The organism is Verrucomicrobiales bacterium (assembly GCA_016793885.1).
Classification (GTDB): Bacteria; Verrucomicrobiota; Verrucomicrobiia; order Limisphaerales; family UBA11320; genus UBA11320.
Window position 1 is genome coordinate 31,549 of sequence record JAEUHE010000178.1, and the last position, 26,094, is coordinate 57,642.

A 26,094-nucleotide genomic window follows, 5' to 3' on the forward strand; every position below is an offset into this window, starting at 1 on the left:
TATGGCCGGCGAGGCACCACCGATCCCAAGCCTGTCCGATCGCCGACTCGACACTCCCACCCGAGAGGCGCTGCTCCAGCGCTACGCTTGGACGGTGCAATATTCCCGCGTAGTCCTGGCGGCCGAAGCCATCCTGGTTGTGTCCGTGCTGGCCTGGAGCTTCTACCGAGGCTTCAACTTCCGGGAGCCAGCGCCCTGGATCGCGTTCAGCATCGGTTTCTTTGGATCCTTTCGATGGATCCTCAATCACGTGTTCCTGAACAAGAAGCGCCTCGCGGAGATTCGACCCGAAGCCCGTTTCGGAGTGCACACACGGGATTCGCTGCTGGCCTTGTCCGACCGCGTCTTTGCCCGATTGGGCCTGCCACCGCACAGCGCCCCGGTCTTCATCACTCGCGACAAAGATGTCAATGCGCAGGCGGTCCGATTTGAGCTTTGGCCCGGATACCACGCTTTCAACGGAGTGTTCCTGAACCGGTCGATCCTCCACCTGCTGGATGAAGCTGAATTGGGAAGCGTGATCGGCCACGAACTTGGCCATGTCTTCCCCTACGCCCCACTGCTCTCCCGCTGCCAGCTCGTGCATGCCACCTTTATAGGTGTCACCGCCTTCTGTATCGCGAGCTGGTTCCCCCACTTGGCCACCGCCATTGTGGTCCCCGGCGCCCTGCTCTGGATCATGCCCTGGATCATCGCCTACCCGCACATCCAGCTCTCGCGCGGGATCGAGTTCCTGTGCGATGACTACGGGGCGCAGGCCGTCGGACTCCTCCCCGCGCTGAAATGCGAGCTGAAGATCGCCGCCGAGAACGACGTGCGCAACCAGCTCCTGACCCGTGCCCTTGAGGCCAAGGTTCAGGGTAGCAGCCTGAGCCTGGAGGAACTGATCGCCGCGTACCAGGAAGCGGTTCCCTTCGGAGCAACCGACCGCGAGCACTTTGCCCAGGAGCTCAGCCGCATCGTCCGTGATAAGGAAACGGCCAACCAGGGCCTCTCTTTGGGAGGCTTCCTGAGCTACCTCGGGGACGGCGGAAAAGGCGACGAGCCCGAAGCGCTCGAATGGGTGAAGAAACACGTGGAGCAGCAGGCGATTCTCAATCAGCTTCCCGTGCTGAACTGGGATCCGGTTCGAATCCTTCAAACCGATCAGAGCTGGACGTTGTCCGAGGCTGAACGACTGCTCACGGCCATTGAAGCTCAGCCGGACCGTTTGCTCTTCCCCACGCTGGTGGAGATGGATGATCGTTCATCCACCCACCCCAATACGTCCCGCCGCATGCTGTACCTGTGGCGCAACCGCCATCACTTCCCCGTAGGCGGGCATCCGACAAGCCCGCGAAACGAACAGTAACTGGCGAGCCTCCTGCGGAAGGCTCTTCTTCGTCGGACGCACTCTCCAGGAACCTTTTCTTCTCCGCGTTCTCCGCGCCTCCGCGAGAGATTCCGCCAGTCCTTCGGAGCCAGGGGAGGGATCTTTTCTCGCGGAGGCGCGGAGAACCGCAGGCTCGTGCAGATCAGCCCGATCAAAGCCAGCCCCCCCGCACGTAGTGCCTTCCAGCAGCGCAGGCGGTCTGCGCTGCTAGTGCGCGAAGCCGCGCTCGTTCTCCGGCAGGGGCTTTCCCTTGGTCTCGGGAGCGAACGGCAAGGCGATCAGCCCGATGAGAAACACTGCGCACATCGCGACACCCGCATAGCGCATGGGCTCGGGCTTATCGACAAAGACGGTGCTGGTCAGATGCCCCAGGAGATAGGGTCCAGTGGCCGCGATGAAGCGCCCGACGTTGTAGCAGAAGGAGACCCCGGTGCTGCGAAGGTTCGTGGGAAACAACTCCGGGAAATAGACCGCGTAGCCGCCGAAGAGGGCGAACTGGAAGAAGCCCATCAGCGGAATCATCCAAAAGACCTGACTGAGTTCCTTCAGATTCCAGAACACCAGGGCCGTGGTGAGCATGGCCCCAATGAAGGTGATCGCAAACGTCGGACGGCGTCCGATTCGCTGAGCCAGCAGGCCGAAGCAGCAGATCCCGGTAAAGCCGGCGATGTTCTGCATAATCAGGGCTATGCCCGTCCACCGGAACAGCTGCTTGGCCACCTCGGCGTCCGTCATTCCTTGAGCCACAAAGTGCTTGGTGAACACCAGGCGCAGCAGATCCGGGCTAAAGAACCCGATGCCCCACAGCCCCACCACACCCGCGAACGCCAAAGCCAGACCGACGAACGCCCGATACCTCCAGACCGGATGCCCGAAAAGCGCTGCATAGGACCCCAGCTGCTCGGACTTCTTACCGCTTCCTGCGACGCTCTTCCAACGTTCCGGCTCCTTCAAGCGTGTGCGGATGGCAAGGGCGAGGAAGGCCGGCAACGCACCAATGAGGAACATGATCCGCCATCGGCTCATCCCTAAATCTTCCATCTCCCCGAGCCCGATGTTAATCAAGGCCGCGCTGATGTTGCCCACCGCCGAAAGCGCCTGCAGCAAGGAAATCGCATAGGGCCGCGCTCGATCGGGCATCACTTCCGCCACGAGGGCAACTCCGACCGCAAATTCACCCCCGACTCCCAGGCCGGTGATGAACCGATAGAAGGCGAAATCGGCAAACCCCGTGGAAAAGGCGCTCAACCCGGTGCAGAGCGAGTAGATCAAGATCGTCCACAACATGGTCTTGGCGCGTCCAATCTTGTCACCCAGCACCCCGAAGATCAGCCCACCCGTCGCCCACCCGAGCAGGAAGATGGAGGTTGCCATGCTCCCGTACTTGGCGACATCGGCCTTCGACGGCGGCACACCGTTGACCGCCAGCAACTCGGTCATCGCGGGTACTCGCGCCAAGGTGAACAGCTGCTGGTCAAGACAGTCGAAGAGCCAGCCGAGGGCGGCCACGATCAGTACAAACCAGTGATACCGGTTTAGTTCCTTCCACCAAGGGCCGTTCATCTGTGTCATAGCAAGCGTCGAGACATGTTACTCTGTCCGTGGGGACCTGGCGTGCGTACACAGAAAAAAGGGGAAAGCCAAGGCATAACTTTGGTACGTGACTCCGGATCGCGGCTTGTTTTAACTGCGACGTGTCCGGGCAACACCGGGACTCCTGACCATGAAGCGCAAACCATCCTTTCGGAGCAGCCTAGCGCTGACTCTACTGACCTTCGGAAGTCTGCTGGCCACCGCCGCCGACATCTCGTCTTCGATTCAAGCCATCCGGAACGTCGGCCCAGAGGGCAAGGGCAATCTGGAAGCCGCCGCCGCCGTTCGCTGGCTCTCCCAGCAGGAGGTCGGCGCGCTGCCGACGCTCCTGGCCGGGATGGATGGAGCCAACGAGCTGTCCGCCAACTGGCTTCGCTCGTCCATCGAGGCGGTGGTCCAACGACAGAAGCAGCAGGGCAAATCCCTGCCGGTCGCCGAGATAGGCGCGTTTCTGCTCGACACCCGGCACGACCCCAAGGCCCGTGAACTGGCGTTCGATCTGCTGTCGCAGCTCGATTCAGGCGCCTCCCGCGCGCTCTTGGCTGGAATGCTCAACGACCCCAGTATGACGCTGCGCCGCGGATCGGTGCAGCGGCTGCTCGATCAGGCCGCCAAAGCGAAGTCGGACGGAACCACCAACACTGCCAACCTGCTGTATCAGCAGGCTCTGACTTACGTTCGCGATGTCGATCAGATCCAGAGCATCACCGACGCTCTCAAGGCGCTGGGACAGAAGACCGATCTCCCCGCCCTGTTCGGCTGGGTGCAGAACTGGAAGGTGATTGGACCCTTTGACAACACCAAGAGAGCGGGCTTCGACCAGGGATTCCCTCCGGAAACCGAAATCAATCTCAGCGCCACGTATGACGGCAAGGGTGGCAAAGTAAAATGGGTGGACCTGAACGGCACCGATGACTACGGAAAAATTGACGTCAACCTGCCCCTGGGAAAACTCAAGGAGACCATCGCTTACTGTTATACGGAGCTGCATTCTCCCAAGGCCCAGAGTGTGGAGATTCGATTGGGCTGCAAGAACGCCTGGAAGGTGTGGCTGAATGGGAAGTTGTTGTTCGGACGCGATGAATACCATCGGGGCGCTGAAATTGATCAATACCGCTTGCCGGCCGAGCTCAACGCTGGAAAAAATGCCCTGTTGGTCAAACTGGGACAAAACGAACAGAAGGAGGAGTGGACCGTCGAGTGGGAGTTTCAGCTGCGCGTCACCGATGCGCTGGGAACCCCCATCACCCCATTACGAGTCGGAGTGCCGCCCCCCACGACCGCGGCACTGAGTTCGCCAACTCCATTCGCCCCCAACGCCAACTGACCTACCGACATTGACTCGTGACCAACGATCCCCAACGACACCCTATCTCGAGTATGAAACTAATTCTCTGCCTGACCCTCAGTGTGTCCTTGTTCGAACTGGGAGCCCTCGCCAACTGGCCGCAGTTCCGCGGACCTCAGTCCAATGGCACCCAGGAAGCCTTTGAGCTGCCGTCGAAGTTCTCGGGAGCGGAGAGCATCCAGTGGCGGGCCGACCTTCCGGGGCGCGGCCTGTCGAGCCCGATCATCATCGGGGATCGTGTCTATGTGAGCTGTTCCAGCGGACCGAAGCAGACCAAGCTCCATGTGCTGTGCTTCGCGGCTGCGGATGGCTCGCGCCTCTGGGAACGGACATTCGTCGCCACCGGGCGAACCATGTGCCATGAAAAGACATCCGTCGCGGCCCCCACTCCCACCTCCGACGGCAAGCGCATCTTCGCCCTGTTCTCGTCCAACGACCTGATCTGCCTCGACCTCGATGGAAATCTCCAATGGCTTCGGGGTCTGACGCGCGATTATCCGAACGCGAGCAACAGCCTCGGAATGTCGTCCTCGCTGGTGGTCACGGACGGCGTGCTGGTCGCCCAGGTTGAGAACGACAGCGAGTCCTTCGCCGCCGGCATTGATGTGGAGAATGGCCAGAATCTTTGGAAGCTGGACCGGCCCAAGATGGCGAACTGGTGCTCGCCAGTGATCTTGAAATCCGGCTCGGGGCGAAATCTCGTAGGCCTGCAGTCCGGGAAAGGCATCACTGCCGTGTCCCCGCGCACCGGCGAGGCGGCCTGGTCTTACACGGAGGGAGCGTCGACAGTCGCCTCCAGCGCACTGAGCGGCGACACGATCTACGCACCGTCCCAGGGGTTGACCGCCCTCCAGATGAGCGGCACCACCGAGCCACCGAAACAACTGTGGCGCGCTGGCCAGCTTCGGCCCGGCACCGCGAGCCCCGTGGTTTTGGGCGACAAACTTTTCGTGATGAAGGACAATGGGGTCGTGACCTGCGCCGAGCGGGAAACCGGCAAACGTGTTTGGGAATTGCGCCTTAAGGGTCCCATGAGCGCCACCCCCGTGGGAGCAGGCACACGCCTGCTGGCCGTGAACGAGAAGGGCCTGGTTCAGCTGGTGGATGTCACCAAGCCGGAAGGCGAAGTCCTCTCCGAGCTGGACCTCGGGCAAACCGTCCTCAGCACGCCATCGCTTTCAAACGGCGGCATCTACCTCCGCAGCGATCAGTCTCTGTGGAAGCTGAAGAACTAGGAGCCGGTCGGACTTGTCTAGGCCGAACTCTCTCTCCATGCACTCTTTCCTCTCCGCGGCTCCGGGAGAAATTCCGGCAGTTCTTCCGAGTCAGGGGAGAGATCTTTTCTCGCGGAGGCGCGGAGAACGCGGAGGAGCCCTAAACCTAGAAACGGCAGTTGGGTGATCCAAGGCGAACTCTGACAGTGTTACTTTTCTCGCAGGGCAGTACGTCCTTGGACGACTCCCCTCCCGCAACTCACACTCGTCACTTATCACTCGCCACTCATCACTATCCCTATCCGCGTGCCGTCGACGCCGCGGATGCGACAGCCCAATTGCCAATCGCCCTCGGTCTGCACGCTCTTCAGCAGAACGTCATTCCATCCGGGCTGGAGCTCTACCGGATGCCGATCGGACTTCGATGATGCCCTGCGCGGCTTTTCCAGCACCTGCTCGCGCACGAGCTTCCCATTGAGCCAAAGCTTGTAGGATTCGTCGCTGGCTATCTGGAGCATCACGTTCATCGCTGCGGGTGCCTTCACCCTCATGCGCGCATAGACGCAGGCGTTGGTCGCTCCATAGCGCTGGCCAAGGTTCAACAGCGTGGGACCACGAGGACTCGCTTCCGCCGTCCAAGTGGTCCAGGTGATCTGGGCCGACGGTTCCTTCTCCGGCTGAAACTCAATGGAGAGCAACGGATCATCGTTTCCGGCCGGCCGGCTAAAGGGCTCCGACACCTGCCAGGTTTTGACAAAATCCTCAAAGCGCTGCAGATAATCCAAGGTCTCTCCAGCCTGGGTGAACAGTGGCGAATCACCAAGCACGCGACGCAGCTTCAACATCGCAGCGACGGCCGCATCAGGATGGGACTCACCCACGCTCTTGGCCATGTGCAGGAGCGCGGCAGCTGCATCGGAACGGTTCTCAGGAGTATCGAGGGAAGGTTCCACCAGGCGGAGCGCCTCCACCGTTCCCACTCGCGACAAGCCATCAAGCACAGGCCGACGCTGGAGCGCAGTGGTTGCGAGGCTCATCGCCTGGGCGTGCCCTTTCACCAACTCCGCGGCCGACTTGCCACTTCCCGAAAACAGAACTCGAACCGCGCCCGCCAACGCCTGATGGCGATGCGTATCATCGGAGGTAGAGGCTGCCAATTCCAAAAGCGGATCGAAGGCTTCTGCACTGCTCCACTTCTCGAGCGCGGACCAGGCTGCGTCACGAACCGCCACATCCTGATCCTGGGTCGCGGATCGCACCGCCGCGAAGCCCTCACGGGAGCCCATCGCACCGAGGAGCCCGATCCATTCCTGGCGAGCCGCAGCGCCTTTCTCCCGAGTCAGCGCAGTCACCAGGGGTTCGGAGCGATCTGTGGCGTTCGATAGCCGTCGCGACGTCAGCAGCACGGCCTGTCTGACTTGCTGCCGATCTTCTGAGGTTTCTGCCAAGCCCATCAGCCCGATGATCGCGGGATAGTGACGAACGAGGGCCGCCTGGGGAATCGCACGCAGTGCGGCGGCACGGATCCGACGATCGGAGTCGCGTGCCGCCTGGAGGAGCTGGGGCATGGCCTGAGAAGCACCCCGATCACCGAGGGCCTGGATGGCCTCCAGCCGGAGCATCGGATCGGCGTCCTCGAGGAACGACAGCAGCAACGGGTTCACCTTCGGCGAATCCAAAAGCCTCAGGACAGCCCGCGCTGCGACCTGGTCCGGCTCTTGTCCATGCGTCGCCAGGCGCACCAACAGCGGGGTCGCCTCCCAGGCTTCCTCGCGATATCGCGAGGCACCCAAGGCACGAATAGCGGACAAGCGGGTATCGCTGGAAGAACGCGACAGGAGTTCCAGAAGTCCTTGTACCCGCGAGGATTTGCCCGTTCCAGCGAGCGCGCGCAACAATTGGGTCTGCTGCCGATCCGGCATAAAAGCGGCCGATGTCTCCATCCAAGACCCACAGCTGCACCCGCCTCCCCCCTCCGGCGACAGCACCATGCCCAGGGCTGGCAGCGTGCTGATCCAGCAATCGGGTCGCAACCGAGCCCAAGAGGTCTGCTTGCTCTGATCCGTCTCCCACATGCTCACATTCCCCGACCTAAAGAACAGTGCGTTGGCCGAAGCGGCGTAGGTTCCACACCCCCCGCCAGCCATCTTCAACCCGGGAATCTCGTCGCCCGAATGCAAATCGAACACTCGGGGACGAATGAACAGACGGTTTCCCACGATGGCCGGGCGAGACATATGCCCTCCGTGATCCGCGTTCATCCACTTAAACTCGGTTTGCCACAGCAGCTCGCCGGAATCCGAATCTCGGACATACACGTAGTAGCTGGAGGTCTGCTGATGCGATGACACCAGAACCAGCTTCCCCTGCCCTTCGGCCAGGTACACCACGGCGTCGCCGCTGACGATCTGCATGGGTTTCTCCTGAAGCACTTCCCCGCTCTGCGCGTCCAGCACCACTAGTCGTAACTCATCCCACAGCTGCGGCGAATGGATCCATCGGTTCGTGCCGGTGAGGAGTTCCGAGCGACGGTTCTCCAGGAAATAAACGCGCCCTTTGGAAGTCGTGATGGTGGAGTTGAGGATGAGCCCTTTGGCATAGGTCCAGAACACCGAGCCGCTCCGCGGATCGCACGAGAACAGATGATCGCTGCAAACCTTGGCCGCCTGTTCGCCACCCGGCGCGTCATACCAGCCGATGCCGCCCCAGAAGTCCCGCGCGGCCGTGCCCTCCTTGACGCCGGTGCCGATCAGACGATCTCCCTCGCGGGCCAGAAAACCCCAGTCGTAGTTCCAGTCGGAATGCGGCCCCGGGGCCACGGGGAACCGAACCTCGACCCTGCCCGTTTGCTGGTCGATTCGCCAGCACTGTCCGCGAATAGCCAGGTACAGGCTGTCCTGATCCGCACACCAGTTGGCACAGTCGCGCGGAACATTGTAACGCATGAAGTCGGGGGTCTCCACCGTCCACAGAATCGAGCCGTTGTGGGCGTCGACGCAGATCACCCGCTCCAGCCCCTGACAGAAGAGCCTTCCCTTGACGGCCAGCGGCGCGGCATTTCTCCCGTTGCGATCGTCCTGGTACCGCGGACCGGGCTCCCCCAGCCATTGAACCTCCAACTCATCCACATTCCGAGCCCCCAGCAAGGCCTCACCTCCGAAGGCCGAGTTGTCGGCCCCGCCATATTGATGCGTCCAATCGCCGGCACCCACCAACTCGTCGCGGACCACCCGGAACCAGGCTCCTGGGGACTCGGTCAACCGCTCGATGGTCACGCCTGCTCCACGCAGCTCCCCTTCCACCAGCGAGGCCTGCGAGCCCGACTGGCTGGCTCCACCGAGCAACGCGACGCCACTACCGGGTTTCATCAGCCGCAGAATCTCGAGAGCCGGAGCCGGCAGTTGGGAGGACCGTCGCATGGTTTCGGAAACCAGCACGTTGGCAAAATGGCCAGGGACCGGAAGCTCGTCCAACGCACTCACCAGATGCAGCGTCACCCGTGAACCATACCAGCCCGCCGTCTGCAGTCGTTGACGGACCGCAGCGAGCGACGATGCGTTCGTGGCGAACCCGATGATCCGGTATTCCGTCATTCGGCAAAGCTCGTCGAGATAGGTCCCATCCTCCACCCCCAGCACCAAAGCGATGCCGCGGGCTCCCTTCAACCGACGATCCAGATCGGCCAACCGCGGATGCGCCCCGGGTTCAGATCCCGAGGGTGTTCCATTCCCGACCACCGAGGGGCTGTAGTTGAAGTAAGTGTCGCACTCAAACTCGCGGGAAGAGCGCAGGTCTTCGCCGACGCGAACCGCCACGGAATACTTGTAGATACGGTCGTAGCGCAGCCCGGTGAGCCGAACTTCATGAGCCGACGCCAGGGCCGGATTCTCAAAGCGAAACCCCTGGCCATTCAGATCATACTCCAGAACGGTGGGCGACGGAACCGTGGTATGCCAGCGCACAACTGCCTCCGTGGGGCTGGTAAACTGCAAGGAAGGTCCGGCCGCCAATCGCGCACCCGCATGAAACCTGGAGCGTTCCTTGTTGAAGCGTGCTTGAATCAGCTCACTCGGAGCGGCCGAATATTGAACTCGAACCCGATGAAGCAGCCCTGAGAGAAACACTTCCTTGGCCCCCAGCTTGGTTTTGGCCATCTCGTAAACGGGGGTTGCGGGGTACACAATCTCCCCCCCGGGAAAATCCCGAGTTCCCATCGATTCCCCATCCAAGTAAACACGAAGTTGCCGTCCGTCGTACACCCCGGCTACATGGTGCCAAGTATTGGAACGACAGGGGGCGGTCGCGATGACCTCAATCCATCCATTGGTGCGCGAGCAGGCGAGCCCGAAGACCAACCTGCCCTCGCGAGTCCCTAAACGCCAACCGCGATCCGCCGCGTTGGTCGATTCGAGCCCGCGAACGCCTACAATGGCCAGTTCGCCAGCCAACCGATCGAACTGGATCCATGCGTCAACGCTGAGCTGCTGCCAGCTCGACTGAAGACCGCTCAAACCTCGGTCCACGCGGACCGCATTTTGTTTGCCGTCCAGCTTAAGCGCATAGACTTCCCCCACGCGCTGGACGTCGGCGATGCCGGTGACCTGGGCATCCAGGGCCGAACTGCCCGCCGAGCGAATCCGTCCATCCCGCAAGGGCCAGAGTGGACTCTGCTCTTCGCCGGAGTGCAGGGCAGCTCGATGAAAAATCCAGTCCTGCGCGGAGGAGGAGTTCGCGTCCTCACCTTTCCGGATCCCGGCATCCCAGGAGCTTAGCGGGGACCACCCGCGTCCGACCGGGACTTGATCGGCGGTTGGAAGCAAGGCGGCCACAGCGGCAGCGGGGGGTGGGTTCGTGGCCGCACCCAAAACGAAACTGTAGATCCGGCCGGCGTCCGTGCTGACCACCAAGTGTCCCGCAGCGGCCGCTAGCCCATAGACTCGTCCGCTGAGCGGCTGGCTCCAGATCTTCTTGCCGTCCGACATTCGATAGCCAGCCACCGCATCTGTCCCTCCGACAAACAAGGTCTCCCCCGCCCCAATCAAGGCGAAGGAATAGCCACAGTCGACGGTCCACCGCGCCTCGCGTGTCGATCGCTTCATCGCCGAGAGCGTGGTATCGGTCAGCACATACGCGATGGCTCCGACTACCACAATCGCATTAGCTTGGTCGAAGGACGCGAGCTGGGTGCGCGACGCGACCTGGCTCGCCACCATCCGCCCGGTGAGGTTGCCCGGACCGTGGAGGATTTGGTTGTCGTCGGCCAGGAGAACGAAGGATCCCCCTCCCCCGCCCAGCGCTCCCCGATCCTCCCCGTTCGATCGGGAGTAGACCCGCGGCGCCACTCGCCCCTGAGGCATGACCAGATGCTTCGCGGATGCAGCGAACGGACCTTCAATCGATTGGTTGTCCATCTCCCGCACATAGCGCCCAGCCCCATTGGTCGAGCCGGTGACGGCATCCACCGCACACAGATAGCTGCGTTTCCACGGCAGCATCGAAGCGGCGAAATAAGCGATATCGCCATCCACCACCACCCCGGTCCGGACCGGCCAAAACGAGATGAGCTTACCGCCATTCAACACGCGCCGGGCCGCGGCCTGAGGCGAGAACTTCCACAACTGACTCCCGGTCCTCGCATCAAGGCAATAGGCAAAGCCATCATCGGAGCCGAAATACAATCGTCCCCCATGAAGGGTGGGCGCCACACGAACCGGCCCTTCGGTGGGAAAGATCCACCGAGCTTCGCCCGTCCGAAGGTCCAAAGCGTGCACCGCATCATCGACCGACGAACCGAAAAACGCCAACCCTCCGCCCATCGTGACGTGGAACACAGGATCATAGTTCCGCATGGACTTGAGCCCGTGAATGTATTTGTAGGAGTCCCATTTGGCAGGCTGAGGCCAAGCGGGCTGCGGAACCTGAGGCGAACTCCACGCCCAGGCCAACCTCATCCCTCGCTCAACCGGAAAAGACTCCTCCGTGAAAGCGTTGCGCGCGTAATTCGCCTGATGTGTCGGCCAATCCGCCGCCTCCAAGGAAAGCCGACCGAGGCACAACAGCGAAAGCAGGAGCTGGCGATAGCGGATCATGGTATGAGGCAAGGCAATGCGGCTGTGGCAAGCATTCGGGACCGCTGGTCTGGTTTCAAGAGGAAACGAAACAAGCTCTTAAGTCGCCGTAAAGGACGCCGATCATGACCTAGGTGGTTGAACACCTTAGAACTTAGAAGTGAACGAGGAACTCGTTCCTGATCTCGAAATGGCACCATGACGAATTTAGACACAGATTCAGTGGCCGGCGGTAAACCGTCGGCACCCCAAGATCCGTTGCACGTCGTGTTCATGGTCGATGACCAGGCGATCGTGGGCGAATCGATCCGACGGATGCTGGCGGAGGAGCCGAACGTCGAGTTCCACTTTTGCCGCGATCCAGCCGCAGCCGTCGCTGAGGCGCAACGGGTTCAGCCCAGCATCATCCTTCAGGATTTGGTCATGCCCGACGTGGATGGACTCACCTTACTCGCCGCCTACCGGGACAATCCGGCCACTCGCGACATCCCGGTCATTGTGCTTTCCTCTCGCGATGTACCCGAGATCAAGCGGGAGGCCTTCACTCGCGGAGCCAATGATTATCTCGTGAAGCTGCCGGATCCGATCGAGTTGATCGCGCGCGTCAAAGCCCACTCCCGCAGTTATCACACCCAAGGAGAGCTCCGCAGCCTTCAGCGCCAGTTGGAGGCCAGCAACGCTGTCTTGAAGCAGCTCTCTACTCAGGACGCGCTGACCGGCATTCCCAACCGCAGGCATTTTGATGAATTGCTTACCAAGGAATGGCGGCGCTGCCTGAGGAGTTACAAGAGCCTCGGGCTCCTGCTGATTGATGTCGATGGATTCAAATCGTTCAACGATCACTACGGGCATCAGGAAGGAGATCGCTGCCTGCAGCAGGTCGCCCAGGCGTTGAGCAAGGCGATGCTGCGTCCCGGCGATGTCGTGGCTCGATACGGAGGCGAGGAATTCGCTGTGATTCTGCCGGAGACAGATCTAGAGGGCTCGATGGCGGTCGCCGAGCGACTGCGCCAGGTGGTTAGCTCCCTGCACATTGCGCATGAGCATTCCCCTTGCGAGGACCATGTGACAATCAGTTTAGGAGTTGCCGCTTGCGTCCCCAGCCTCAAGAGCAACGTGGCTGATCTGATCAGCGAATCCGACCAAGCGCTTTACCGAGCGAAGCGCGGAGGGCGAAATCGGAGCATCGGATCCCAAGGTGGCCCCGGCCAGTTGCCGAAAGCCGCTTAGCGTGTCGCGATAGCGCGATAGTCAGCCAGGGACTTAGGAGCGACGACCGGTCCTGATCGCGATGGGCATAGAGGGCTCTCGGCCTGTAGGAGACGAGGACAAGAGACCAACCGCTCATCTAGCCTAAATCCGGGAATGGATTAACCACGGATTTCACGGATGACACGGATCCGGAAAGACTTGGATGAAGGACCCTCACCACTCCTTCTTTATCCGAGTCATCCGAGAAATCCGTGGTTTCCATCAACCTTTTTAGGTTCAGCCGCAAGAAACGAAAGACGGCGAAAAATGGGCGAACCCAGGAACTCACTCTCCCTACCTCCATCTGCTTCTTTCGTCTTTTTTCGTTCTTTGCGGCTAATGCGGCAGTTCCGGCGAACGGGTCCCCGCCGTCTCGGGCAGCAGAACTCTTCGTGGCTTTGTGGCTTCGTGTGAAAAATTCTTAGGTTCAGCCGCAAGAAACGAAAGACGGCGAAAAATGGGCGAACCCAGGAACTCACTCACCTTACCTCCATCTGCTTCTTTCGTCTCTTTTCGTTCTTGGCGGCTAATGCGGCAGTCCCCGCGAACATGGCCCCGCCGTGTCGGGCAGCAGAACTTTTCGTGGCTTCGCGTGAAAAAATCGAAGGGTTACGGAGGGATGGATCGCGATGGGGAAATAGGGCTATCGGCCTGTAGGAGACGAGATAACAAGAACCCCAATCCGCGGCTATCACCGCAATCGGCTGCTGCGACCTTCTAAGTCGCAATCAGAGCCGCGTCGAACTCGTCTCAGTTATATCGACGCCGCTCACGTGACTGACGATCTCAAGCCAGCTTGGAATCACCGCATCCCATGTCAGGGTCTCGGCGAACCTACGTCCGGAAACCCCGTACTCCGAGCGGAGCTGCGGATTCAGGTAGAGTTTCTCGATACATCGCGCCAGATCGTCGACATCCACAACCGCTTGATCAAGCACACTGGGTCCCAGCGTCAACGTGGTCAGGACACGTGCGAGCTCTCCATGCCCGTGGATGAGTTCGGTGCACGCGCTGCAATTCGTCGCTACCACCGGCGTCCCGGCCGCCAAGCTCTCGATGATCGGCAACCCAAAGCCCTCACCCATGGTAGGCAGCACGCTGATATCGAAAAGGTTGTAGAGCTGGTTGAGTGCGACATCTGGTAACGGTTGCTCGATCGTCAGATCGGGCCGCGAAAGATCCGCTCGCCCCTGCAGGCCATAGCGCTTGAACAGAGTTACGAGATCGTGTCCCTCGTCAGACGCAGTGCAATGAAGGTAAAGATGGATGTCCTTAAAGCACCGCGCTAAAAGTGAAAATGCTTTAATGAGGCTAGGCAGGTTCTTGCGCATCTGATTGCGAGCCACGCACCCGACGATAAACTTACCGCGAAAGCGCTCATGATTTCTCAACAGAGACCGATCCGGAAGCGGACGAAAAACCGTGGTATCAACTCCGTGATAGGAGACCTGCACCGGTTTGGAAGGAACTCCCAGCTCAATGACTCGACGACCGAACCGCGACATCGCCACAATCCCATCCATGTCCGCAAAAATCGGCTGCCACGGAGGATAGAAAGGTCCGCTGTCGAGGGGGATGTAACCTATCCACTTGAAGGTCGGACGAGCCTCATGCATTCGAATCCAGTGAATCGAGCGCACCTCGCCTAGAGTAATCACGACATCCGGTGCGAACTGCCGAATCACGTCACCAAATGAGGCTTGTCCATAATACTCAGGAACCGAAGGAAAAACCCGAAACGGCCATTGGTGCGGGTTGCCGGCCCTCTCACAAGCACCCCATCCCTTTACGACCAACTGCATTCCCGGATGACGGCAAAGACGAGACACCACCTCGCGCGTAACCCGGCCGAATCCGCTGGCGAGCCAAGGATTGTCACTCATCCACAACACCTTAAGTCGCCGTCTCATTCAGCCTGGCGCTCCCACCATCCGGGGCAGAGGCTTCTGAGGAAGCCTCCACTGACCGAGCCGCCTAAGGGCAATGTGAGGAGAATTCCTTGAACACCGGAGAGGGCCTCAAGACGCGTTCGGCAATCTGCGGGGAGCTGAGGATGCTCAAGTAACCGAAGGGCAATGAGGGTAGCCTCGGCCTCCCGGCCAAGAGCCTGACAGGCGTACACGAACTCGAGAGGCAGAATGAGTTCGTAAATAGATAGATCGAAACCAAACCCTTTCGACGGCACAACTGCACCGATGCCTAGCTTGGAAAGTTGGTAGGCGGTCTCGTGCGCACCGTTCTCGCGATAGATGCGTGCCAGAGGGGCCAGAGGCTCTAGCCGTGAGGGCAGAAAATCGTAGGCTCGGGCGTACGCCTGGATAATAGCTTCAGGCGTAGCACCCTGAGTGAAATGTGTCAAAACCGCGACCTGATAGAGACAGTACCACGTCTCCTCCTTGGCTCCTGACAGCTCGGCCCGTCGGGAATACCACTTCTTAGCATCAGCTAATAGTCCCCGGGCGAAGCAAGCCTCCGCCAGTCGGAACAAGAGTGTCGCATTCTCCGGCGCTTTCTCGGCCGCAAGGGCAAGCTCGAGAATTTCAGCGGCTTCATCGGGCGAATTACCCAGGCCCAGTGCTTTCACTCCCATTGCTTGAAGCTAGCATTGTAACGAAGAATGGTACCGGGGCTCCCATCAACCGCCTCGGCTCCTCCTGTGTTTGGCGTCCCCAAACCACCTTTGGTTCCTCCGCTCACAAGGAACGGAGTCGCGACCGCGGATGAGAACCAGCTGTACACCGCATAGATGACACCTCCACCGCCTCCTCCACCGCCGGCACCACCTTTGCCTGTTCCCACGGACACACTTCCACCCGCTCCACCATCCCCACCCATCGCCCGAATTTGTCCGCCGGTCAGCAACTGAAGACGTTGAGCGAAGATCATGATCACCCTCCCCCCACCACCACCTCCTCCAGCGGCAACGTTTCCGGGAGCCCCGAGGCCAGATCCTCCTCCTCCGGCACCGGCACCGCCGGTCAAGGGAGTTCCCAGAGAGAACAAAGACGGGCTCAAGGATCGAAACGGCCTGGCGGTGGCGACGCCAGGGCTTCCGCTAGTGCCCCCCGGGCCTCCACCAGTTCCACCTGCGCCACCCCCTGCGGTGCTACTCATCGATGTTACATTGCCACCGGGGGATCCGGAAACTCCCGCTCCAGCCGAGCCAGTGCCACCAGCTCCGCCTGCCCCAGAGCTACCCAAATCACCGGCGGGAGCGGCAAGCCCTCCGCTTCCGCTCGTCCCACCTGAACCTCCGCCCACTCCGTTTCCACCGTTATTTGAGACGAAAGTCGCAATAGAAAGCGTTCCGGTGCAGAAGATGCGAAATCCCGCCGTGTTCAACGCGCCGGCTCCAGTCAGCGTGAGGTTGCGGGCGAAGACGGAACGGGTCAGGGTGTAAGGGCCCATGCCACTCACCCAAGTCGGCCCAGTGCCCGTATTCAACGTCACATCTCCATCCGAACCATCGCCGAACATCCCAGGTTCCAATGGCGCGGCGATCAGATCCGTCACAATGCCGGAAGAGTTGATTAATTTCATTATTGATCCCTTTCGGCTCCATTGACGACGCAGTCGATCCCGGTGGCCACGCCGGTCCCTCCGGCGAATTCGAAGATTAGATAGTCTGTGCCTGCGGTCGCATCTCCGCTCATCACAACCTCGGTGTCGAGCACGATCTGTTGATTCGCCGGCACCCGCAGGTCGGGTGGCGCAATTCTGAAGAAAAGAGTGTTCGTGCCGGTAACATCTCCGATGGCGGGCGCACTCGTCTTTCTACCCACATAGATGCCCTTGATCGTACCATCCGTCGCAGAGTAGTTGGTGAGCACGATCGATTTTAGAAGCGCTGCCTTGGCAGTGGCCACGCTGTATGGGTTGGCTGCTAGTGCTGGCCCGGCTGCTGAAGCAATTTTAGCCCTATAGAGAGGTTTGAGTATTAATGCCATGTGTGTCCTTCGCCCTGGTTTTCGTCCGTGTTTGGTTTGTGCTACTGCAGTGTACTCAGCCTAAACGCCTTTCCAGCGCCGGAGTTAAGCACACCTAAATGCATATCGATCACTGTTCCCAGTATGCCATCACAAAGGCATCCTCCGTGAGGGTCGCCAGTTCATCGTACTTTTTCGCTGTCTCTGCGTTGTAACCTTGGACCAATAGGCCCAGAGGAGTGAGGTCATTGAAGTAGGTAGCCGCGCCACACCGGGAATTCCTCAAGGGATTCGCGGGGGCGCAGTCTACTACATTATTCTGGACCTGAAGATTCTTCGCTCCTCGCACATCGCTGCAAAAGCCCAGATTCGTGGACTTAAACACTCCGTCCACATACCGAACCTTATTGTTACGGAAAATGATGTCCCCATGGGCGTAATCAGGGCGCTCGACGTAAGGAGTTCCGCCCCCGTTGTTGTCATCAACCTGAAAAGCCACACCAACCAAGGAAACACTGGGGGCCACTTCGATGGTGTTACCTTCCACGGTGGCCCTTCCAACACTGAGCAACTTCTTCACGGAGGTGATCGTCGTCGCAGGCGGACTCGCCACCTTGGTCACAATCTCGAAAGTGGTCGCAGTTACATTCTGGATGGCGTACACGCCCGTGACACTCGCTTGGTTCGTCGCTAAAGCGACTCGATCACCAGCCCCAAGATAGGCCATTCCTCCGGTGTTTAGTCCGTTCACGGTACCAACGGATCCCACCCAGCTTATCGTTGGAGTTCCGGTCAATGCGGAGGAGGCCTGCCCCAGGTCGAAGAAAGGCCCGCAGGCGACGTTTTTGAAGAAGTTGTTTCGCACGATGATGTCGCGAACGCTGCGCTGATCTTGAAATGGACCGGCGATGTCCGTGTTATAAACTTGGTTACCCTCAACGACTCCCCCTCGACACCATCCCATCGCGAGCCCTCGAAATTTCGCGGTCGCTGGATCCGGGTCGGGCGTGGTTACGCCGCAATCCACATAACAGTTCCGAATAAATGGACTCTTGGCATGCAATTCCTTGGGAAAGCCGATGTTGTCGTGGCCTCCGACATTGATGATGGTGACTTTTCCTCCCGCGACTATCGTTCCGGGGGTGATCGCGTAACAATCTTCAATCCCTGTGTTAACAGCTTCCAGAGCGTTCGGAGTCGCGTTGGGGATCGCTGTGATCAGGGAAAACACATAGCACTGCTTGGTGGAATCACGGGTTCCCCAGTTGGTAGCGCGTACCCGACGGATCCGAGCGTGGCTTCCCATGATGCGAATAGCTCCATAGGCAGACGTCGCGGCAATGTTCGATCCACAATCGATTTCCAAGTCTGAAATCTCAAATGCATCCACCGGTGCCACCGCCAGATTTGCCGTGGCCAGATCATGCCCCACCACAAAATACTGCACCCCGTTCTGCGTAACCCCGCTCAACTGAAGCTTCGTGACCGCTACCCCTGAGCCCAAGATTTTCATCCCCGGCTTCGCTTGCCATCCTCCAGCGACTCCATCCGCATAGCCTTTGGTGGTGAAGACCCCCGGCCCCAGCCGAATCATGAGATTCGCGGTGGCGGCGAATTGGTTCATGATCCCATCGAATTTTCCCGCCCCACCGTCAAACGGATCGTTCGCGGTTCCTGAACCTTTCTGACGGTCTGCTCTATCAGCTATCCATATTTGAAAAGGGGCCGGATCGAGAAGAAGCGCATCAAGCAGAGACATTTTTCGTGTGTTCTTGGTTTCGTTTCGAACGTCGGAACAACCACGCGAGCGACCCGCTCGCGAGAAGGAACAGAGGGACGGAAGAAGGCTCAGGGATCGAATGGTAGTGGAAAAGAGTTACAAACCCTTTCGTGCTGACCACTCCGCTAGTCGGGATCTCGCCGGTTTCACTGAATCCGCTCACCGTCGCGACGGAGTCCCCTAATACATTTTCCGCGTCCATTGAGGAGGTTTGGATGCCTTGGAAACAGGTAATATCAACGAGCAGGTTCCCTTTCGAGGGATCATAGAAGAATGGTCTCGCATAGAACGTCAGACTAGTACCAAAGCTTCCGGGCTCCTGGCCAGACGGCCGCGATGTATAGAAGGACACCTTATCAGTTTTATCGACTCCTATCGTTCGATCCCGTCCCACGTTCAGCTCGAACGAACTGCTCAAGCTATCCACAGCCACACTCGTGATCGAAAGCTCGATCTGAATCCCAGTGCCGTTGTAGCTGGTGTTCCTCCCGAACCGTTCATCAGCCCGAAACGCGATCTCATCGATCCAAACCCCGCCCTTGGGAAGGAACGAGAAGTACGAGGCGTCGTAGATCTGTTGAACACGGCCGGTAAACCCATCAGGCACGAAGACTGTTCCGTCGTCATTCCCGTGGCGTGTCCGCAGTTCTTCATTCGGAGATACCGCTACTTCAGACCGCTCAAGCGCTCCGACCGAGCTGACAAAGGAAAGTGTGATCAGAGTAGATAAAAAAACGAATTGCATAGGATCGATTGTTAAAAAAGCGCCATCATTACTACGTCCTCGATTTGGGAACTCAACTCATCAACGCGTTTCGGGGGCACTAACGGTGTGACATCCGTCTCCGGGACAAGAACTCCGCTCATGCGCTGGTTGTTAAAAGAAAAAACATTTATCGAGTTGAGATGTTCCAGAGGGGTAGGCGATTCCACATCTACCAGGTTTTCTTGGACCAAAAGGCCGTTTACTCCCTTAACCCGAGTTCCTTTGGAGACGTCGCTCGTAGATACTTTCCCATCGACATGCCGAATCAGGTTTTCGCGAATGATCCATTGATTGAAAAGAAACGGAGCAACTACTAGCTCACCGTCGCCGAGCGCCCCGCGAGGAAAGATCCCCGAATTCAGATCGACAGAATACAAATCAAACTGGTTACGCTCGATCACCAGACGACGGGTATCCCAACGACCAGAAAACTCTATGGGATCGGTGCCGCTCGGAGGATCAGCAGGCCCGCCTGGATTGGCGGTCATCCGATAACGGAATTTCGTATTCGAGGGAACATCCTCCACTAGGAAATTGCCGTTATAAGGATTGTTGGTAGGCGGAACAGCACTGGTCCTTGCTCCTTGGACAAAGACGATATTTCCGATGGAAAGGTTATGTGTAGTTCCAGCCGCTACTGTAAATTCAGCTAGGAAGGGATCCCCACTTACCTGGACGATGCCGCTAGCTTTGGCCAACGTGTCTTGCCCACCCACCCCAAAGTTCATCCAAACGCCATACTGACAGTCCGAGTAATAGCCATCTCGAACCAAGGTGTCCCGACTCACCCCGGTATCGTTGTAGATCGGAATGGTGCAATCAAACGCGCTGTTCGATTCGACCGTTGATCCCGTTCCCCCGATGGCTTCCGGACTGTGATAGTCCACGCCAAGAGTCTTGGTGTTGCCAAACCCCGGAGTTGGAAAAGGAGATGGTGGGAAGACCATTTTGCAAGTGACTTTGATATCACTGACCCTGAGCACCACGCGAAACGAGGAGTTGTAGGGATGCGACTTCGTGGGATCGGTGGGGTTACTGACACCCGAGATCACTACATTATCCCCCGCCACGCGGTTGTGAGGGCTTTTCGTCGTGACGTCGAAGAGTCCCGAGGCGTTTGGGGGTGTCGTGATCGCCGTGATTTCCACTCGCTGGGTTGAGAATCCCGTCGGATAGCGACAATCCGCATAGCACCGGCGAACCACCGCGCCGTTCCCAGTGCTTTTCAACGAGCTGGATGGAGCGTTCTCAATCGGGCTGGCGATCATCAGCGTCGATTCGTGGAACGGATTGCTGCCTGGCTTCTCCACCATACAATCCGAGATAACCAAGTTCTTGCTGACGTCACTCCACCCATGGAGCGCCATCACGAAACACTCCGGGAAAGACTGAGTGCCGAACCGTGTCGCACGAATCCTGCGCAGTCGGTTGTGACTCCCCCTCAATGGGCCCGTCGCACCCGTGGTGACCGGCGCAAAGTAGCCTTCGTAAGGGATGGGCTGATCGGGAAGATTGCAGTCCACGCTGAAATCGGACGCGCTAAAGCCTAGCAGCTCTTTGAAGCTGCCGAGCGCGGTCGTCATCGTAATCTGGTCGACCGCCATCTCGAGTTTTACCGAAGTGGTTTCGATGCCTGAGCCTAGGATCGTTTGGCCCGACTTTACCGAGCATCCGACGTAGAGTTTATCCGTATCGCTCGGATCGGAAACATAGACCGAACAGAGACCACGCGTACGGATAGGATTATTGGGAGCGGCAACACCCAGCTGAATCAGGCTGTTCGCTGGCACGCGGGTCAACGCAGCGTCGAATCGGTGCTGCAGCCTTGCGAAGGTCATGGAACTCCCCGCTGCAGCTATCGGTTTGCCAGGGAGCAGGTAATGAAACGCATTGGAGCTGATACCGAGAGCCACGAAAGAACCATTGTAGGCAGCATCTGCGGCCCCGGTCACGCTCACCGCGTCGAACTCCACCAGACCGTGAGCCGCAGCCGTTGCGGCCGCAACCGGCCAGAAAAGCCGAACCACGATCGGTGAGGTTGGAAAGCCACTGGTTCTCTCAGATCTAAACGAGCACAAGCCGGACGCAGGAGCCGTTGGATCTGCCGCCAGGAGAAAGGAAAACGCGCGGGCAGAGATTTTTGTGATCGAGAAGGAAGCCGTGTAAGGACCTGCACTGGGTCCTCTTTCCAAGGTAATGAGAACGGTCTCGCCGCTATTGTAGGGGTGATCGGAACCCGTGATAGCGATCACCAATTTAACGTCAAAAGACAATCCCGAAAGCGGCTGAGTTAAACCCGCAACTACACTTGAATCCCAGGGGTCAGAGAGTGTACCCGAACCGAAAAGGTGATCCGACCGGGCCGCCACATATCGATCCTTCGGGTCCGAATACTCGTCCAACAGCAATGCGTCGAAGAGAGACATGAAGGTGCGTGCGTGGAGGTTAGAGGTTCATCCGGGCACAACTTGGGTTGAAGGATGAAGAGGAACCAAATTCCATCGTTGAGACGGACTTTGGGCACAACATAGGAACGAGGAAGTTAGACGAACGAGCCGACGAGCCGACGAGCCGACTCAGACGACCTGATCGCAATCGACATTGGGTTGTAGCTCCTCATGGGTTCTCTGCCCTTCTTGGCGTGGCTTGTTGTGAAGGCAATATCCTCCGAACTTATCCAGAGTCAACTGGGAATTTGCAAATTTCTATTTTTGTGTTCGTCGGCGGTCGGGCATTTGAACCGACCCCTTGCCCTTCGCAGGAACGCCCCGAGGTGTGGCCCACGGAGCACACAGATCACACGGAGGGGACCAGCGAAGGCAGTGATGAGTGGTAGTGAGTGACGAGTGATGAGTTGGAGTTGCCGAAGGGGACTCGTCCGGGGACGGACGATGGTACAAGGGGATGGCGGGGGCGATTACGATTACGGCAGGGTACGGGAACACGCGAGCGCTCCCAGGCTTCCTCGTCACTCGTCACTCGTCACTCGTCACTCGTCACTCATCACTCATCACTCATCACTCAGACCACTCCAGCCTTGAACCCAAATCGTGACAGAAACTCGGCCGTCGGCGCCTTGATCTTCACGCGCCGACCATCGAACGGATTCTCGTATTCCAGTTCGATGGAACGCAGACCCAACGGCGGCGGGGCATGCTTCACAAAGGGGGCCGTCCCATAGACCGTGTCCCCCACGACGGGCAATCCCGCCCCGGCGGCATGCACGCGAATCTGATGCGTACGCCCGGTGATCGGATGCGCCTGAAGCAGCGAAATCCGATCCAACGTGGCCAGCAAACTGAAATGCGTCTCGGCCGGCTTGCCCAGCTTGGAATCAATCACCATGCGACCGATCTGACGCGGGTCGGGGGAGATCGGCTGTTTGGAGATCCATTCCGACTTGGTCGGAACGCCCTCCACGACCACCAAGTAAGTCTTCTCCATTCGACGCGACTCAAACAGCGAGGTGAACGGGCGCAAGGCACCCTGGCTCTTCACCATCAGCAGAATCCCGGTGGTCTCGGCATCCAGTCGATGCACATTCTGAAGGAACTTGAGATTGCGGGACCGAGCCCAGAAATCCTTCGCCGCGATGCTTGAAAGGATCGCGGCCTGCAGGTTGCGATCCGTCTTCTGCCAACTCACCGGCACCAACATCCAGCCGGGCGGCTTGTCAATCGCCATGACCGAACGGTCCTCGTACAGGATGGGTATTTGCTCCCCGTCCCCCAGTTCAATGTAATTCGTCTTCGCCAAGGGAGGGAGAGTCGTCAATTGGGACGAGAAAGTCGCGAACAAAAATGGTAGTATCCTCCCATGGCTGTTCGTGCCACTCTGTTGACCGAGTTTGAGACTGTGAATATAACATCTGCCATTTTTGATCGAAGCGCGCCCGACCTGTTGTCCTGCCCGGACGAATCCCTGCCGGAGTTTGCGTTCATCGGACGCTCGAACGTGGGCAAATCGTCCTTGCTAAACATGCTCGCCGGCAAGAACGGCCTGGCGCGGGTTTCGCCGGTCCCGGGCTTCACCAAGCTCATCAACTTCTTCACCATGAACAAGCGCTGGCGCCTGGTGGATCTGCCCGGTTATGGCTTCGCCAAGGTTGCCCGGAAGGACAGCGCCCGATTCAACCAGGCGGTGGATGAATACCTGCGCAACCGGAGGAACCTCTGCTGCATCTTCGCGCTGATCGATTCCAATATCCCTCCCCAATCCATCGACCTGGAGTTCGTCGAAGGACTGGCAATCAATCAGCTCCCCTTTGTGCTGGTCTTCACCAAGACCGACGCGTCCAAAGCCACCCGCGTCAAAGCAAACATCGAAGCATTTCAGTCCCGGATCTCCGAGCTCTTCGAGGAGCTTCCGGCGGTCTTCACCTGCTCGGCGAAGAACAAGCAAGGCCGACAAGAACTGCTGGGCGTCATTGAGGCTGCGCTCCGCGACGGAGAGACCTCCATCGAGGCCGAGGCAGCCGCGGAAGCCCCAGTCCCCAGCGAAGAGCCACCGCAGGAATCCCGCGCGGCAGATCCCGCCGAGGAGGATCGAACAGTGACCCTGCGCAAAGCCCAAGTCCGACGACCCAATCCGGCCCGTCCGTGGTGAGCTGACTTGAGCGGATTTTGGATTTTAGAGTTTAGATTTTGGATTTTGGATGAGTTGAGGTTGTCGCTGCTCGCGGGTCTGCAACGAGATTAAGCTCGATGTCTCAATCCGCTGGCCCTGGGCCAAGGCTTATGCTACCCCATCGGCCGTGCAGCCGACCGGCACCGAACTGACCACGCGACTTCCTTCGATGAGCGAATGGAAGCCTCTCCTGCTTCCTCTGCTCGAAGAAGGAAACACCCCCTTTTATCTCTTCTCGGCCGACCCGATGGCGAGTGCCTTGGCGGAACTGAACGAGGCCTTTAGCGGCCTGCCCATCACTCATTGGCTGTCGGCGAAGACCCAGCCACTTCCGGCCCTGTTCCGCTGGTGGCATCGGCAGGGACGCCCAATCGAGGTCGTCAGCGAGTTAGAATTCCAGGCGGCCCGGGCCACCGGATTCGACCCGGAACAAATCCTGGTGAACGGCCCGGCCAAGCATCGCTGGCTGCATCGCCACGCCCTGCCTGGCCTGAACGTGAATTTCGACTCGGTAGCCGAGATACGGGCCCTCGGGCCTGTGGCGAGACAGCTCAACTGGCGATTGGGCCTGCGCGTGAACACCGAGGCGGAGTACGATCCCGAAAAACCCGACTATCCCACCCAGTTCGGATTCGCGCCCGAGGAGCTTCCGAGCGCGGTCCGGCTGACCGAGGAACTGGGTCTGCGCCTTCCGATCCTGCATCTCCACCTCCGCACCAATGTCGCGAGCCCGGAGGTTTACGAATCGGCGGCCGACCAGGCCATGCGCCTCGCCCAGGCAGCGGGTTTAAAGCCGGAGATTCTCGATCTCGGCGGTGGGTTCCCTCCGGCGCGCGTTCGGACCAAAGGGGGCGAAAGCGTGGCGGCCCAGTTCTCCTTGAAGGGGATGGCCCAGGTGTATCGCCAGTTACTAGAACGCTATCCTCAGCTCCGCGGGCTCTGGCTGGAGAATGGCCGATGGTGGAGCGCCCGCTCGGGAGTTCTGGTGGTCCGAATCCTCGATACCAAGGAGCAGCGAGGCAAACGTAACCTGATCTGCGACGGCGGACGCACGATGAACGCTCTGGTCTCGACCTGGGAAAATCATGAGATTTTCTTCCTGCCGGAACGCACCGGGGAGGAAGTCATTACCACTATCAACGGCCCGACCTGCATGGCTTTTGACAAGCTCGTGCGCCGCCGTCTGCCGCGCAGTTTGAGTATCGGGGATCACGTGGTCTGGATGGACGCGGGGGCCTACCACCTACCCTGGGAAACCCGTTTCTCCCACGGCCTCGCCGCGGTTTACTGGCACGAGAACGGCACGACCCGACTGGTCCGTCCCCCTGAAGGTTTTCCGGAATGGTGGAAGCAGTGGGCGCCAGAGGTCAGCCTACGGGCAAACCCGTAGATCCTTTCGAGGGCCGGCAACCAGTTGAACCTTGTTTCGGCCCGGGCTTCCTGGTCATGGTAGGAGGTCTTCCTGGGACAGCTATGTCAGTCCCTTGTCGGATTGGGATAGAGCAGGAGAACAGCACGAACCATCAATACCAACTTAATCTGGATTCATATCACCCATGAAAACCATCGTCTTTTCCATCGCCATGGCATCCGGGCTCATGGCCGCGCAGGCAGAAGTCCTGTCCTATACAGCCTATCTCGACGGTCCAAGCGAACCCAACAGCGCCTCGCTGGGAACGGGCAGTGCCACCGCGGTGTATGACACCGTCGCTCGCACCTTAAAGCTCGACGTAAGCTTCACCGGACTCACTGGCAACACGACCGCCGCGCACATTCACGGGCCGACGGCGGAAGCGCAGGCCGGCACTGCCGGCGTCATCACCCAAACTCCGTCCTTCAGCGGCTTCCCTCTGGGCGTCACCAGCGGCACCTATTCTGCCACGTTCGACCTGACGGCCGCAGCCAGCTGGAACGCTGCCTACATCAACAACAACGGTGGCACCCCAGGGACTGCTGAAGCAGCTTTCGCCACGGCGCTGGCTGCCGGCAAGACCTATCTGAACATCCATTCGAGCGTCTACGGAGGCGGAGAAATCCGGGGATTTCTGCTTCCGGTTCCCGAGCCTTCCAGCCTCGCGCTGGCGGCCCTGGGCTCTCTAGGGCTCATCGCTGGGCTGCGCCGACAGAAGCGCTAACCCCCCCAATCCATA

17 protein-coding genes are annotated in these 26,094 nt (G+C 59.4%); 7 read left to right on the top strand and 10 right to left on the bottom strand.

Annotated features, from left to right (window positions below; genetic code table 11):
• Position 1 precedes the first annotated feature (1 nt).
• Positions 2 to 1,351, top strand: coding sequence for a M48 family metalloprotease (locus JNN07_19895; GenBank protein MBL9170007.1), 1,350 nt, complete (start codon positions 2 to 4; stop codon positions 1,349 to 1,351).
• A gap of 228 nt (positions 1,352 to 1,579) precedes the next feature.
• On the opposite strand, the gene JNN07_19900 is transcribed toward JNN07_19895, so the two are convergent.
• Positions 1,580 to 2,944, bottom strand: a complete 1,365-nt coding sequence (locus JNN07_19900) for an MFS transporter (GenBank protein MBL9170008.1) — start codon at positions 2,942 to 2,944, stop codon at positions 1,580 to 1,582.
• Positions 2,945 to 3,095: 151 nt separating this feature from the next.
• Here JNN07_19900 and JNN07_19905 point away from each other — a divergent pair, with 151 nt between their 5' ends.
• Together JNN07_19905 and JNN07_19910 are read left to right on the top strand one after the other, a co-directional pair.
• Entirely contained in the window at positions 3,096 to 4,292 is a 1,197-nt protein-coding gene (locus JNN07_19905; GenBank protein ID MBL9170009.1) for a hypothetical protein, read from the top strand.
• Between the two features lie 53 nt (positions 4,293 to 4,345).
• Complete coding sequence (locus tag JNN07_19910) at positions 4,346 to 5,548, top strand: PQQ-like beta-propeller repeat protein (protein MBL9170010.1); 1,203 nt, start codon at positions 4,346 to 4,348, stop codon at positions 5,546 to 5,548.
• Positions 5,549 to 5,802: 254 nt separating this feature from the next.
• Here the strand turns inward: JNN07_19910 and JNN07_19915 are convergent, their stop codons facing one another.
• The gene (locus JNN07_19915) at positions 5,803 to 11,616 is read right to left on the bottom strand and encodes a PQQ-binding-like beta-propeller repeat protein (GenBank protein MBL9170011.1); all 5,814 of its coding nucleotides are present in this window, start codon (positions 11,614 to 11,616) and stop codon (positions 5,803 to 5,805) included.
• Positions 11,617 to 11,793: 177 nt separating this feature from the next.
• On the opposite strand from JNN07_19915, the gene JNN07_19920 reads away from it, so the two are divergent.
• A complete protein-coding gene (locus tag JNN07_19920; protein ID MBL9170012.1) occupies positions 11,794 to 12,825 on the top strand; it encodes a diguanylate cyclase in 1,032 nt (343 codons plus the stop codon).
• A gap of 749 nt (positions 12,826 to 13,574) precedes the next feature.
• Here the strand turns inward: JNN07_19920 and JNN07_19925 are convergent.
• The 8 genes from JNN07_19925 to JNN07_19960 form a co-directional block, all read right to left on the bottom strand.
• Positions 13,575 to 14,729 (bottom strand): glycosyltransferase family 4 protein, encoded by a 1,155-nt coding sequence (locus JNN07_19925; protein ID MBL9170013.1) that lies wholly within the window; start codon positions 14,727 to 14,729, stop codon positions 13,575 to 13,577.
• 23 nt (positions 14,730 to 14,752) lie between these two features.
• Positions 14,753 to 15,436, bottom strand: a complete 684-nt coding sequence (locus tag JNN07_19930) for a hypothetical protein (protein MBL9170014.1) — start codon at positions 15,434 to 15,436, stop codon at positions 14,753 to 14,755.
• Positions 15,427 to 16,386: a hypothetical protein gene (locus JNN07_19935; protein ID MBL9170015.1), complete on the bottom strand. Its 960-nt coding sequence runs from the start codon at positions 16,384 to 16,386 to the stop codon at positions 15,427 to 15,429. The genes JNN07_19930 and JNN07_19935 overlap by 10 nt, the downstream gene beginning before the upstream one ends.
• Positions 16,386 to 16,793, bottom strand: a complete 408-nt coding sequence (locus JNN07_19940) for a hypothetical protein (GenBank protein MBL9170016.1) — start codon at positions 16,791 to 16,793, stop codon at positions 16,386 to 16,388. The genes JNN07_19935 and JNN07_19940 overlap by 1 nt, the downstream gene beginning before the upstream one ends.
• Before the next feature lie 109 nt (positions 16,794 to 16,902).
• Positions 16,903 to 18,396 carry a hypothetical protein gene (locus JNN07_19945; GenBank protein MBL9170017.1) on the bottom strand — a complete coding sequence of 498 codons (1,494 nt, stop codon included), beginning with the start codon at positions 18,394 to 18,396 and terminating at the stop codon, positions 16,903 to 16,905.
• 121 nt (positions 18,397 to 18,517) lie between these two features.
• Entirely contained in the window at positions 18,518 to 19,297 is a 780-nt protein-coding gene (locus JNN07_19950) for a PEP-CTERM sorting domain-containing protein (GenBank protein ID MBL9170018.1), read from the bottom strand.
• A gap of 11 nt (positions 19,298 to 19,308) precedes the next feature.
• Positions 19,309 to 21,345 carry a hypothetical protein gene (locus JNN07_19955; protein MBL9170019.1) on the bottom strand — a complete coding sequence of 679 codons (2,037 nt, stop codon included), beginning with the start codon at positions 21,343 to 21,345 and terminating at the stop codon, positions 19,309 to 19,311.
• Positions 21,346 to 22,339: 994 nt separating this feature from the next.
• Complete coding sequence (locus JNN07_19960) at positions 22,340 to 23,074, bottom strand: RluA family pseudouridine synthase (GenBank protein MBL9170020.1); 735 nt, start codon at positions 23,072 to 23,074, stop codon at positions 22,340 to 22,342.
• Between the two features lie 99 nt (positions 23,075 to 23,173).
• On the opposite strand from JNN07_19960, the gene JNN07_19965 reads away from it, so the two are divergent.
• The 3 genes from JNN07_19965 (at position 23,174) to JNN07_19975 (ending at position 26,079) form a co-directional block, all read left to right on the top strand.
• Positions 23,174 to 23,923 carry a YihA family ribosome biogenesis GTP-binding protein gene (locus tag JNN07_19965; GenBank protein ID MBL9170021.1) on the top strand — a complete coding sequence of 250 codons (750 nt, stop codon included), beginning with the start codon at positions 23,174 to 23,176 and terminating at the stop codon, positions 23,921 to 23,923.
• A gap of 148 nt (positions 23,924 to 24,071) precedes the next feature.
• Complete coding sequence (locus JNN07_19970) at positions 24,072 to 25,334, top strand: hypothetical protein (GenBank protein ID MBL9170022.1); 1,263 nt, start codon at positions 24,072 to 24,074, stop codon at positions 25,332 to 25,334.
• A gap of 166 nt (positions 25,335 to 25,500) precedes the next feature.
• Positions 25,501 to 26,079, top strand: coding sequence for a CHRD domain-containing protein (locus tag JNN07_19975; GenBank protein ID MBL9170023.1), 579 nt, complete (start codon positions 25,501 to 25,503; stop codon positions 26,077 to 26,079).
• Positions 26,080 to 26,094 lie beyond the last annotated feature (15 nt).